General features: G+C 68.1%; 12 protein-coding genes. 8 read left to right on the top strand and 4 right to left on the bottom strand.

The features are described from left to right. From FXN61_RS14000 to FXN61_RS13985, 4 genes are all read left to right on the top strand, one after another. On the top strand, nt 1-1,474 hold a 1,474-nt coding region (locus FXN61_RS14000), incomplete at its 5' end, for a DNA/RNA non-specific endonuclease (RefSeq protein WP_188135025.1). 24 nt (nt 1,475-1,498) lie between these two features. Beyond that, the gene (locus FXN61_RS13995) at nt 1,499-1,948 is read left to right on the top strand and encodes a hypothetical protein (protein ID WP_167973953.1); all 450 of its coding nucleotides are present in this window, start codon (nt 1,499-1,501) and stop codon (nt 1,946-1,948) included. Next, nucleotides 1,945-2,805, top strand: a complete 861-nt coding sequence (locus FXN61_RS13990; protein WP_167973951.1) for an immunity 49 family protein — start codon at nt 1,945-1,947, stop codon at nt 2,803-2,805. Before FXN61_RS13995 ends, FXN61_RS13990 begins: the two co-directional genes overlap by 4 nt. Nucleotides 2,806-3,151: 346 nt before the next feature. Further along, nucleotides 3,152-4,045 carry a hypothetical protein gene (locus tag FXN61_RS13985; protein WP_167973949.1) on the top strand — a complete coding sequence of 298 codons (894 nt, stop codon included), beginning with the start codon at nt 3,152-3,154 and terminating at the stop codon, nt 4,043-4,045. Here the strand turns inward: FXN61_RS13985 and FXN61_RS13980 are convergent. Next, entirely contained in the window at nt 4,029-4,559 is a 531-nt protein-coding gene (locus tag FXN61_RS13980; RefSeq protein WP_167973947.1) for a hypothetical protein, read from the bottom strand. The two genes, FXN61_RS13985 and FXN61_RS13980, sit on opposite strands and share 17 nt — an antisense overlap. 53 nt (nt 4,560-4,612) lie before the next feature. Here FXN61_RS13980 and FXN61_RS13975 point away from each other — a divergent pair, with 53 nt between their 5' ends. Continuing rightward, nucleotides 4,613-5,158, top strand: a complete 546-nt coding sequence (locus FXN61_RS13975) for an HdeD family acid-resistance protein (RefSeq protein ID WP_167973945.1) — start codon at nt 4,613-4,615, stop codon at nt 5,156-5,158. On the opposite strand, the gene FXN61_RS13970 is transcribed toward FXN61_RS13975, so the two are convergent. After that, entirely contained in the window at nt 5,100-6,269 is a 1,170-nt protein-coding gene (locus tag FXN61_RS13970) for a glycosyltransferase 87 family protein (protein ID WP_167973943.1), read from the bottom strand. The two genes, FXN61_RS13975 and FXN61_RS13970, sit on opposite strands and share 59 nt — an antisense overlap. Nucleotides 6,270-6,425: 156 nt before the next feature. Here FXN61_RS13970 and FXN61_RS13965 point away from each other — a divergent pair, with 156 nt between their 5' ends. Both FXN61_RS13965 and FXN61_RS13960 read left to right on the top strand, forming a co-directional pair. After that, nucleotides 6,426-7,010, top strand: coding sequence for a DNA-binding protein (locus tag FXN61_RS13965; RefSeq protein WP_167973941.1), 585 nt, complete (start codon nt 6,426-6,428; stop codon nt 7,008-7,010). Between the two features lie 28 nt (nt 7,011-7,038). Beyond that, nucleotides 7,039-7,695 carry an RES family NAD+ phosphorylase gene (locus FXN61_RS13960; protein WP_167973939.1) on the top strand — a complete coding sequence of 219 codons (657 nt, stop codon included), beginning with the start codon at nt 7,039-7,041 and terminating at the stop codon, nt 7,693-7,695. Nucleotides 7,696-7,737: 42 nt separating this feature from the next. Here the strand turns inward: FXN61_RS13960 and FXN61_RS13955 are convergent, their stop codons facing one another. Then, nucleotides 7,738-9,600 carry a S9 family peptidase gene (locus tag FXN61_RS13955; RefSeq protein ID WP_167973937.1) on the bottom strand — a complete coding sequence of 621 codons (1,863 nt, stop codon included), beginning with the start codon at nt 9,598-9,600 and terminating at the stop codon, nt 7,738-7,740. Nucleotides 9,601-9,689: 89 nt separating this feature from the next. Between FXN61_RS13955 and FXN61_RS13950 the strand changes: the two genes are divergently transcribed. Continuing rightward, a complete protein-coding gene (locus FXN61_RS13950; RefSeq protein WP_167973935.1) occupies nt 9,690-10,892 on the top strand; it encodes a metal-dependent hydrolase family protein in 1,203 nt (400 codons plus the stop codon). On the opposite strand, the gene FXN61_RS13945 is transcribed toward FXN61_RS13950, so the two are convergent. Further along, nucleotides 10,889-11,887, bottom strand: coding sequence for a TerC family protein (locus FXN61_RS13945; RefSeq protein ID WP_167973933.1), 999 nt, complete (start codon nt 11,885-11,887; stop codon nt 10,889-10,891). The two genes, FXN61_RS13950 and FXN61_RS13945, sit on opposite strands and share 4 nt — an antisense overlap. Nucleotides 11,888-12,201 lie beyond the last annotated feature (314 nt).

Below are 12,201 nucleotides of genomic sequence, written 5' to 3'. Positions count from 1 at the left end.
CAAGCCGCACGACAACACCCCGGACAAGCCACACGACCCCGACAGCCCGAACAGCCACGACCAGGACGGCCCGCCCGCGGACCGCCCGAGCCCGGAAGAGGCGCACGCCCGTCACGCGGAGTCCACTCCGGCCGGCGTGTCCCACCACGGCGGCGACAAGGACATGGGCGACCTGCCCCACAAGGTCCCCAACGACCCTCGCTACTTCACCGCCGACGTCCACATCACCCCGGACGGCAAGGCTCGCATCGGCGGCCACGACTACACGCCCGCCGAGTACGCGGACATGCTGCGCCGCAGCGGTTACGACGGCAGCAAGCCCGTCCGACTGATCGGGTGCGACGCGGGCAGCAACGACTTCGCCCAGCAGCTGTCCAAGCAGCTCGACGCCCCGGTCCTGGCCCCCACCAAGCCCGCCTGGACGGACGCCAACGGCCGCGTCTTCACGAGCGACGCCGAGATCCGTCCCGACGGCACCCGCGAGCCGAAGATCCCGCCGAACGGCGAGTGGGAGACCCACCACCCGGACGGCAGCAAGTCCAAGGCGAGCGACGACGGCTTCGCGCCCGGCACGCACGACAAGGACAAGGACCTCGACCCGACCGACGCCAAGGACCGCGCGGCCGACGACACCGACACGTCGCGTAGCGAGCCGGACAACGACCCACGCCCCAAGGTCCCGATCGATGCGAACCACCCGGATGCGCCGCTCAAGAGCAAGCCGTTCGGCCGCGAGGCCGACGGCACGCCGAGCGTGTTGCAGCCGAACACCAGGTACGAGGTGACGGACAAGGCGGGCCGGGACCGCGGCACGTTCATCACGGGCGACGACGGGCGCATCAAGGAGGTCCACACGACCTCCGGCAAGAAGACCGACTGGCGACCGGACAGCAGGCAGCCGTTCCCGAACGCGACCTACCACGTCAAGGGCCAGGCCGGCAGCATCTACCACTTCCACACCGACGCGGACGGCCGCACCCACCGCATGGAAGGCGAACTGGTGCACACCGGTTCGGACGACGCCCGTCGCAGCCCGGATCAGGGTCCGGTCGGCCACGAGGGCCGCGACGAGTACCGCGAGCACAACAAGAAGACCATCGAGGAGTTCCGCAACCAGCACGGCCGCGATCCGCTACCTCACGAGGTCACGCTCTACGAGGACGTCGGCTGGAACGGCGGCCACCTCGCGGGCACCGAGTTCGACGGTCCTGGCGAGTACGTCAACATGGTCCCGATGCTGGAGGACCTCAACCAGCGCCAGGCCGGCACTACGCTGGCCAACAACTTCCGCGCGCTGGAAGAACATTGGGGTGACCTGCTCAACCAGACGCCGAAGCCGAAGCTCGACGTGCAGATCGACATGACGTACCCCGATGGTAAGAAGACACCGACGAAAATTCGGGTGCAGTACTGGGTCGACGGTGTGCCGGAGCCACCTCTGGTCTACAAGAACGTCCCGCCCCGGAAGGTGTAAGCAACCGGAAGGAACCGTTTCACCATGACCGAGCCCGGTCCGATCAGCCCTCCCGAGCAGGAGGAAGTGGTCCAGCAGGCCTGTGCCGCGCTGGTGAAGGAAGCTCCGGCCGGATGGCAGCAGATCCGGTTCGAGTTCTACTCCACCGTCGGTATCGACAGCGCGCGGCTCGAGGTCACGGCCGAGGACGGCAGCGACGTCAAGCTCGCTCCCCCGATGAGCGCCATGGATCCGCTCGGCGACCTGCGCACGGAGATGTACGAGGAGGGCAAGGGCAGCTGGTTCACGGCCCGCATCGTGATCAACCCGCCCGGCAGCTACTCCGTCGAGTACGACTACGACGGCGAGCCGGCCTTCAAGCCGCCACTGCTGCCCGACGCGTACGCCCTCGACTTCGAGCACTTCCCGCGCTCGGAGGAGAACACGCCGGACTGGCTGCGCGCGAAGCTCGCCGAAGCAGCCGCCGCCGAGTGATCGGCAACGCGACGCACGAGATTCCCCGGCACGAGATCAACCTGGATTTCGCCCGCAATCAGGTGGACACGCTCCAGCGCTTGATCGAGTCGGCGCTGGAGGACGCCGAGTCGGACCCGGACGCCCTGAGCGCTGCGCGCAGGCGTGCCCTCATGCGCTTCGAGTACCTCACGGCACTCGACCCGTCCGCGGGCGAGGAAGAGACGTGGCAGGCGGCCGTGTTCGCGTCCCAGACGGCGAACGCGGTCTTCGCCAGGACGTCCAAATCGGAAGATGCCGTCCCCTGCCAACTGGGCGACCGGGTGTACGAACTGCCAGTGCTCGGCCCCAACCACCACGCCACCCCGGTCGACTGGCTCACCGCCGCGTTCCTCGCCGTGATCACGCGCAGCGAGAAGCGCGTGGCCGAACTGGTCAAGGTCGGCAAGTACACCCTGCGCGGCAGCGGTGCCCAGGTCGAGGACTACGTCCAGCCGTGGGTCGAGACGTTGCAGCGCTACCTCGGTGGCGACCAGGTGCCGCCCGCGCTGCTCGAGTCCGTGATCGACCTGACCGATCCGGAACAGGCGAAGTTCGCCTCGCGCGACTTCATGCTGCTCGTCGCCTACCCGCCGGCGAACATCCTGTTCCGCGTCCTGCGCGGCACGGCGGAGCAGTTCAACGACGCGCTCATGCAGGCGACCACGGCCCACCGCGACTACTGGCGCCAGGCCGACTTCGCCGACAATCCGGACGGCTTCATCGCGCTCGCCACGCTCGCGATGGCGATCCGCGGCAGGGACAACGGCTTCCCCGTCGAGGTCGAGTCCGGCTACCTGCCGGAGAACCTGGTGAACGGCACCTGGTCGGACCGCTGACGCGCGGAAGCTCCGGTACGAGGGGATGCCTTACACCGGTGAAGTGGTGGAGATCGGCCACGAGGGCAACCTCATCTCCTAGGCACGATGAAGTTCGGCCTCCTCAATGGAGTGAACCGCCGGCGGCACCCGAACGGCAGCTCGCACTCGAAACCGAGTTCGACGACCAGGGCCGTCAGCTCGCCTGAGTCGCAACGACCCAACTGATGGAACGTCAACAGGAACCGCGGCGCCTCACACCCACTCAGAGCAGTGTGAACGGGCCGGAGTCACCGACCGGCCCGCGCGCGCAGCGGCAGCCCGATAAGATCAGCGGGCTTTCACGGGGAGAAGGGGCGAGGACCACATGAGCCAGCCGGCGACACCGCTGAGCGAGCAGGACCAGCAGCAGCTGGTGCGGCAGATCGGCCGTGCCATGCTGCCGGCCGTACCTCAAGGCTGGCAGCGCATCCGGGCCGAGTACCGCGCGGCGGGACGGCACATCGAGGTCGACCTGGCGTTCGCAGGGCCCGACGGCCAGCTGCGGCCGGTGCGGCCGCCGATGGACGTGGTGCAGATGTTCGGGCAGTTGCGCGCGGGCATGTACCACGCGGACCGCGGCACTTGGCTGAGCGCGCTGTACGAGATCGAGGCGCCGGCGGCGTTCACGGTCGACTTCAACGCCGAGGACGAGCCGCGCTGGCGCAACCAGCCGCCGCCCATCGGTTTCCGCGACGAGCTGCAGACGTTCCCGCGTCCGGACCGGATGATCCCGGACTGGTGGCGCCAGCGCGTCGGCCTGCCGCCGCTTCCGGCACCAGAGCCAGAGCCGGAACCGCAGCAGGAGTACCAGGTTCCGGCCCAGCAGCCCGACCAGCCCCAGTTCGGTGGCGAGCTGCGGACGGCGCGCGTGTACGACGGCAAGAACGACGACGGGCGCATCATCGTCAACCGGCAGCCGATCGACCCGCAGCTGGTCGACGGCCTGCTCACGTACCTGGAGTCGGCCCCGGTCGTGCTGGCCGCGCGCAGCTACGACCTCGACGAGTTCTCGCAGAACGGCGAGCAGGACGTGCCGCTCAACTTCCGCACCGACGGCACCTGGATCTGGGCCGGCGCCGTACCGCACTACCTGCGCAAGTACGGCCTGCCGCCGGAGCCTGAGCTGGTGGCGCACGTGGCGGCGCGCGGCTTCCAGGTCGGCGAGGTCAGCGAGCAGGTCCAGGAGCGCGCGGTGTCGATCATCACGGGCCAGAGCTGAGGGTTCGCAGGTACGCCTCTCCCCTCGGGGAGAGGCGGTAGCCCACCTCGAGCGACTCGGTGAGGCCCTTCGCCTTGAGCTTGCGGACGTCCGCCTTGAACGGCAGCTTCTCCCTGCCCACCGAAGCCGCCAGGTCCGCGGCACGCACGCCGGGGTTCGCGGCGATCAGCCGCAGCAACGCCACGGCCGCGTCCGACAGCTCCAGTCCGTCCACATCGGACGATGAACGCAGCTCGATCCGCGGATCTTCGCCGACGAAACGCAGGCGAATCCGGTAAAGCGAGCCTTCTCGTCCATCCACAGAGGACATGAGCGCGGCCACGGTGGGGAACCCGGCCGCGGCGGCCTCCGCACGCGTCACCCGCGACACGACGTCCACCGCGTCGATCGCCAGGACGCCCAGCGACGTCCGCAACGTCCCGCCGGCACGCACCGTCGGCCGTTTCCACCGCCGGAACTGCAGCGTGACCTCGCCGGAACGGATGCGCTCCCAGTCAGCCACTCGGATCAGCACCGATCGAGGGTCTCAGGTTGCCGACCCCCGCGACAGCCGAGACGATCCTGACCATGCAACGGTGGTGGCTCTTCACGATGCGCGGAGTGTTCGCTGTCCTGTTCGGTCTGGCCGCCCTGATCTGGCCAGAACTCACCCTGCTCGCCCTGATCATCTTGTGGGGCGCGTACGCGTTCGTCGACGGCGCGATGATGCTGTACCTGACCCTCACCCACAAGGAGTGGCCCGCTCGCTGGGCACTCGGCCTCATCGGCGTGCTGGGCCTGGTGACGGGCTTGGTCGCGTTGTTCTGGCCGGGCATCACGGCGACCGCGCTGCTGCTTCTCATCGCGGCGTGGGCGCTGGTCACCGGCGTGCTGCAGATCGTCGACGCGATCCGCCTGCGCAAGGTGATGACCAACGAGTGGTTCTACGTCGTCACCGGCGTGCTGACGGTGCTGCTCGGCATCATCCTGGCCGTGAACCCGGCCGCGGGCGCGCTGGCGTTCGTGATCACCATCGGCGTGTTCGCGATCCTGTGGGGCGTGGTGATGGTGCTGTTCAGCCTGCGGTTGAAGCAGCTCGCCGGCGGTCTCGCACGACCTGCACAGCGAGTGTGACCAGCACGGCGACCCCGACGAACACGTAGAGGTTGCCGATCACCTGCTGCCACCACGCCCAGTGCTGCTCGACGTCGTTGTCGCGCGGGAACAGCCAGTGCGGGCCGATCGCGAACACCGCCACGATCGCCCACGACGCCCAGTGGCGACGCAACGCGGGCCGCGACAGGAGCACGAGCGCGGGCGCGATCCAGATCCAGTGGTGTCCCCACGACACGGGCGAGATCAGCAACCCTCCCAGCGCCACCACGAAGAACGCCTCGACGTCCCCGAGACGCGAGGCCAGCCACCACACCGTCGCCACGACCAGCAGCGACAGCACTATCCACACCGCGACCTGAGCGCCGTTGTCCAGCCCGAAGCGCGCCAGCGTGCCGCGCATCGCCTGGTTCGACGCGTAGGTCAGGCGGCCGACCCGGCTCGGGTCGAGCAGGGCGTGCGTCCAGTACTCCTTCGCGTCACCGAACGCGATGAGGAACCCCAGCAGGCCGAAGAAGAAGAACGAGCCAATCGACACGAACACGGGCTTCCACTGCCGTCGCGCCACGAAGTACAACGCGAAGAACGCCGGCGTCAGCTTGATCGCGGCGGCCAGCCCGATCAGCGCGCCCCGCGGCCACCAGCGGGTGCGTTCGAGCAGGCAGTCGGCCATCACCAGCACAGCCAGCAGCAGGTTGATCTGGCCGAACCACAGCGTCTCGCGCAGCGGGTCGAAGATCGACGACACCGCCGCCGCGCCCAGGCCCCACTTCACGGCCTCGGGACCCCAGCCGAGCACGCGCTGCGCCGCGATCAGGCACAGCGCCGTGAGCATCGCCAGGTTCGCCGCCGCCACCGCGAAGATCGCGACACCGAGCGGCACGAGCGCCAGCAGGCTGAACAGCGCCGCGGCGATCGGCGGGTAGGTGAAGGGCAGGTCAGGGCCGCCGAGCGGCTTGGCGAAGCCCTCGACGTAGAGCGGAAGGCCCTGGAGCAGCGCGTCGCCGCCGTTGCGGTAAACGCGCAGGTCGAGCGACCACCCCGGTGGGCGGATCATGACGTAGGCGAGCGTGGCGACCATGACGGCGGCCCACGCCACCACGACCCGCTTGGCGGTGCGGTCCAGGTGCATCGGGGAATGGTATCGATGTGCCAGATGAGGCCCACGTCACCGGTCCGGACCGGGAAATCTCACGTAGCGTCGCCATGTGAGAGCGCAATGTCGAACGTTTCTGCTTAAGCCGTTCGTAGGGCGCACAAATGCGCACGCACGAGATAGTCTGTGCGCATGAGTCCCGCACTGGAGACGGTGCTGGCCAAGGCCGGCCTGCAAGTGAGCCCCGACGAGTTCCTCGCCCTCGTGACCGACGCGGCGCGCAGGCTCGCTCCGCCACACCCGGAACCGGCCACCTACTTCACTCCTGACCAGCAGTCAGCGCTCGCCGAGGTGGGTCTAGACCTGTCCCCGGCCGGCCCTGGTGACGCGCGCCCCCGCACCCGCACCGTCGTGGCACACGCCGTGCTGCGCGACTCGGCGCTGACCGTCGCCGAAGCCGCGCGCCAGCTGCAGGTCGACACGAGCCGCATCCGGCACCGGCTCGGCGTCGGCAGGCTCGTGGGCTGGAAGGACAGGGGCAGCTGGCGGCTGCCCGCGTGGCAGTTCGCGGGCAGCGGAGTGCTGCCGGGCCTGGAAACCGTGCTGGCGGAGATCCCGTCAGACCAACCAGCGCTGGTCGTCGCCGCGTTCATGACCACCCTCCAGGAGGACCTGCTCGTCGACGGCAAGCCCGCGACGCCGCGCGACTGGCTCCTCGCAGGAGGAGACCCGCGCCGCGTCGCCGACCTGGCCTCCGTGCTCGGCACCCCCGCCTGAGCGTTCCCGAACACCCGACAGGACCCGAATGTCACGGCTTCCACAGCCGCCTGCCCCTGCCGTGCTGCAAGCACAACTGCGCCGCACCGAGGACGTGGTGGCGGTGCACCGGGCGACCCGCCTGGTGCGAGTCTTCACGGCCAAGGGCTCCCACCCCCAGCGCTGGAACACGTTCCGCTACACGGGCCCGCTCCCCCACGCCCGCTTCGACGCGCAACAGCCGGCCGACGACGGCAGCCCGGTCCAGGACCACGAGAACGGCGTCCTGTACTTCGGACTGTCCGTGCGCACGTCCATCGCCGAGGTCTTCCAGGCCACCTCGATCGTCGACCGCCGCACGCGCAGCCCGTTTCTCGTGGTGTTGCGGCCTCGGCGCACGTTGCGGCTCCTGGATCTGGGCGGCCTGTGGCCCACCCGCGTCGGCGCCTCGCAGGAAATCTCCACGGGCCCCAAGCTGGTGACGCAAGCATGGTCGCGTGCGATCCGGGCGGCGTATCCGGAGCTGGACGGGCTCTGGTACCGGTCGTCCATGGATTCCGGTGACCCGGCCATCTGCCTGTGGGACCCGCCTGCCGCATCGGGGCTGCCGGCCGCTCCGGACGTGTTGCTGCCGCTCGACCATCCGGGTCTGGATCTACCGTTGGCGCGCGTGTGCGAGGAGCTGAACTACACGCTGCTCGGGTGATCGCGGAACGCACCGGAGCGAGCCGGCTCGATCACGGGCGGGTCAGGCCTTGAGGTAGCGGCCCCACCACTCCAGCACCGCGTCGAAACGCTGCTTGCGGTGCCGCGGCTGCCCGGACCGGGTCAGCTCGTGCCCCTCGCCGGGGAAGATCAGCATCTCCGCCTCGACCCCGCGCCGGCGCAGCGCCACGAACATGCGCTGGGCCTGTTCGAGCGGGCAACGCCAGTCGTGCTCGGAGTGCACGACCGCGAACGGCAGATTGATCTTCTCGACGTACGTCAGCGGTGACATCACGCGCTGGGCCTCGGGATCGGTGCCGCAGTAGGCGTCGGTGAAGAAATAGCCGATGTCCGACGAACCGGAGAAGGAGTCCCAGGCGTTGACGGCGCGCTCGCTCCACGCGGCCTTGAAACGCTCGCCGTGGTGCGCGGACAGCCACGACGTCATGAAGCCGCCGTAGGAGCCGCCCATCACGCCGACGCGCTCGGCATCGGTGTCGTCACGGGCGAGGGCTACGTCCAAAAGGGACAGCACGTCGTCGACGTCGACCGTGCCGAACTTGCCGATCACCGCCTGGCCGTGGGACTGGCCGTAGCCCGCCGAACCGCGCGGGTTCGGCAGCACGACGGCGTAACCGGCGGTGGCATAGACCTGGGCCTCGTCGAAGAAACCCCAGCTGTGGTACATGAACGGGCCGCCGTGCACCGCCAGGACGACGGGGTGCGGGCCCTCACCCTCGGGCAGCACGAGCCAGCCGTGCACCGGGTAGCCGTCGGAGGCTGAACCAGCAAGCTCCACGACCTGGCGTGCCGGAACCGACGAAAACGCTGTGCGCACACCGGTTCCGACGAACTCGACCTGGCCGGGACTGTCCGGAGTGGACACGACGGCGACCACGGTGGAGCCGTCCGTCGCGAACGAGCGAACCGCCGCCTCAGCACCGGCGAGCACCTCGCCAGGGCCGCCGTCGAACGGAATCCGCCGCAGTTCCAACGCACCGCGGTTGCGCACTACGAGCAGCACGCCGTCGGCATCGGCCACGGGCTGGCCGGAAAGCCTTTCCACGTCAACGGTTTCCACGTCGGTCAACCGAACCGGTGAGGAGGTACCGTCCAGCGGTGCACGCCACAGGCCGTGGTTGCGCGCCACGGCGTCGATCCCGGTGAAGTCGGTGCCCAGCCAGTACAGCGAAGACCCGACGACGAACGGCATCGAGGACTCGCCGGCACCGCGCACCAGCAGCGAAACCGCGCCACCGATGGCAGGCACGGAGTACAGGTCGGCGTGCAGGGTCTCGACCGCGCCGAGGTCGCGCGGCGCCACGAACACGAGCGTCGAGTCGTCGATCCAGGCGGGGTCGGAGACGTCGTGCGAGCCGTCGGTCAGCTCGGAAACCGAACCGTCCAGGTCGACCACGTGCAGCCGCGGGCGGCGGTCGGAGAGGAAGCCGACGTCGTCGACGCGGTAGTCCAGGCGCGTGATGCGGCGCGGCGCCTCTGCCTCGGGACCGTCATCGGTCGTGCCGTAGCGGCCGGCCTCTGGCACGCGGGCCACGAAAGCGATCCGGGACGAGTCCGGTGACCACACCGGCGCACCGGCGCCGAGCGGGAGGTCCGTCAGCTTGCGCGGCTCGCCGCCGTCCACCGGAACGACGTAGAGCTGCGGCTTCGACTTTCCAGTGACGCGCAGGAACGCGACCAGACGACCGTCGGGAGAAATGCGCTGCGCATTGTCACGATCACCGTGTGTCCACGGTGTTGTCGTGCCATCGGGGAACACCCGGTGCAGACCGCCCCGATAGGTGTTCGAGTCGAGATCGGGCGTGGAGATGCTGACCAGCACCAGGTTCCCCGACACGGCGACGGTGCCGGGTGTGGTGAGCAGCGACAGGTCTTCGGGGCGCACGTGCAGGACGCTAACAGAGCTTGTTAGCAAAGCTCATAACTGTTTGTTGACGGATCACAGAAATTGACTCGCCGCATAGATTTCCGCGTATGACGCGCATCGTGTTCTCTGGGGGCAGGGTCTTCACCGGCTCGACGACGGAGCCAGGCGACGTGGTGGTCGAGAACGACCGCATCGTCGACGTGGGCATCGGACTCGACGGCGACACCGTGGTCGACGCGACCGGCCACACGATCCTGCCAGGACTGTTCGACTGCCACGTGCACTTCATGTTCAGCGGCGCCGACCTGGTGCGGTCGCTGAACACGCCGTTCTCGCTGCCGTTCTACGAGGCGATCGGGAACATGCGAGCGACCCTGCAGTGCGGCATCACGACGGTCCGCGACGCGCTCGGCGCCGACCTCGGTGTCGCGGAAGCGGTCCGGCGCAGCCTGATCCAGGGGCCCCGCATGCAGATCGCGGTCAACATGGTGTCGCAGACCGGCGGCCACAACGACGACTGGATGCAGTGCGGCGCACACATCTCGCCGCCGCTGCACCCCGGCCTGCCGAACACCGTCGCCGACGGTCCGGAGGAGCTGCGCAAGGTCATCCGCACGCTGGTGCGCCACGGCGCCGACATCATCAAGATCGCTTCGAGCGGCGGCGTGATGTCACCGCGCAGCAACCCTCGCCACGCGCACTTCCGCGACGAGGAGATCGCGATGATCGTGCAGGAGGCGAACGCCGCGGGCATCGCTGTCATGTCGCACGCGATGAGCGGCGACGGCATCCTCACCGCGGTGCGCAACGGCGTCAGGTCCATCGAGCACGGCGTGTTCCTCACCGACGAGGGCGTCGAAGAGATGATCAAGAACGGCACGTGGCTCGTGCCCACGCTGATGGCACCGCGCATGGTGCTCGACCAGGCCGCGGCCGGCGTGGCGATCTCGGACGTCATCCTGGACAAGGCGAAAGCCGTTGTCTCGCAGCACTTCCAGGCGTTCCAGAAGGCTCACCAGGCCGGTGTGAAGATCGCGATGGGCACCGACTCCGGCGTCGGTCCGCACGGTGACAACCTCAACGAGCTCACGCTCATGGTCGAGTACGGCATGTCGCCCGCCGAGGCGATCTACGCGACCACCACGTCGGCCGCAGAGCTGATGCGCCTCGGAAACGAGCTCGGCGAGCTCGCACCGGGCAAGCTCGCCGATCTCGTTCTCGTGGAGGGTGACGCCGAGCAGCACGTGAAGGCCGGAACGCTGAAGCAGGCCGTCCGCGCCGTCTACCAGAACGGCGTCGCCATCAGTTAGTGGTTGGCACCAACGTGCTTCGCGGACTCCGGGTCGCGCTTCACCTTGAGGAGGCTGGCGATCGTCGTGATCGCCAGCACGCCGACGATCACCGACAGCGAGACCTCGATGCCGATCGTCGGCACGTGGAACGGCTCGCCGCCGTTGAGGAACCACAGGGTGTTGGTGTGCAGCGCCTCGAGGATCAGCTTCACGCCGATGAAGCCGAGGATCACCGACAGGCCGATCGAGAGGTAGACCAGCTTCGCGAGCAGGCCACCGAGCAGGAAGTACAGCTGGCGCAAGCCCATCAGCGCGAACGCGTTGGCCGTGAACACCAGGAACGGCTCCTTGGTGAGGCCGAAGATCGCGGGGATCGAGTCGAGCGCGAAGAGCAGGTCGGTGGAGCCGATCGCGACCATCACGATGAACATCGGGGTCACGAAGCGCTTGCCGTCGATCCTGATGAACGACTTGGAGCCGTGGAAATCGTTGGTCACCGGGAAAACCTTGCGCACCATGCGCAGCATCAGGTTCTCCTTGTACTCCTCATCCTCGTCGTGGTTCTCACGGGCGAGCTGCCAGCCCGTGTAGATCAGGAACGCGCCGAAGATGAAGAACACCCAGCTGAACTGGCTGATGAGCGCCGCGCCCGCCGCGATGAAGATGCCGCGCATGATGAGCGCGAGGAGGATGCCGATCAACAGCACCTTGTGCTGGTGGATCGCGGGCACCTTGAACGTCGTCATGATGATCAAGAAGATGAACAGGTTGTCGACGCTCAGCGAGTACTCGGTGATGTACCCGGCGAAGAACTCCGTGGCGTACTGCCCACCGGAGAAGTACCAGATGCCGAGGCCGAAGAGGGCCGCCATCGCCACGTAGAAGATGACCCAGCGGGCTGCTTCACCGATCGTCACCTCATGGGGCTTTCGATCAACGATGACGAGGTCGACAGCGAGCAGAACGAGCAGACCTACGATCGTCGCGATCCACATCCATGCGGGGACGTTCACAACCCAACCTCCGGGATTCTTAGCGCACGCCAAATAAACCCGGAGGTCTCCTCCGCCGCCGAGATGATCTCTCGTACGACCGACGGCACCGGGAGCTCCACGCCGAGCTCCGTATTGACGACACCGCCGCTTAGGGAGTACTCCCCTCCATGCTGCGTCAATATTGTGCTCTACGAAGAGCAGTTAGCGCCACACAGGGTGAGCAGACCCACGCAAGCAGGTGCAACGGGAATACACAGCGTGTCGTTCGGATCGGAACCTGCCGCCACCTGAAGCTCGGCTGAAGATCCACTCTTGCTGAGACCGGGGCCGGA

Source organism: Lentzea indica, from assembly GCF_012184385.1.
Taxonomy (GTDB): Bacteria; Actinomycetota; Actinomycetes; order Mycobacteriales; family Pseudonocardiaceae; genus Lentzea; species Lentzea indica.
Note: the sequence above shows the minus strand (reverse complement) of the source record. Positions and strands in the feature narration are given on the sequence as shown.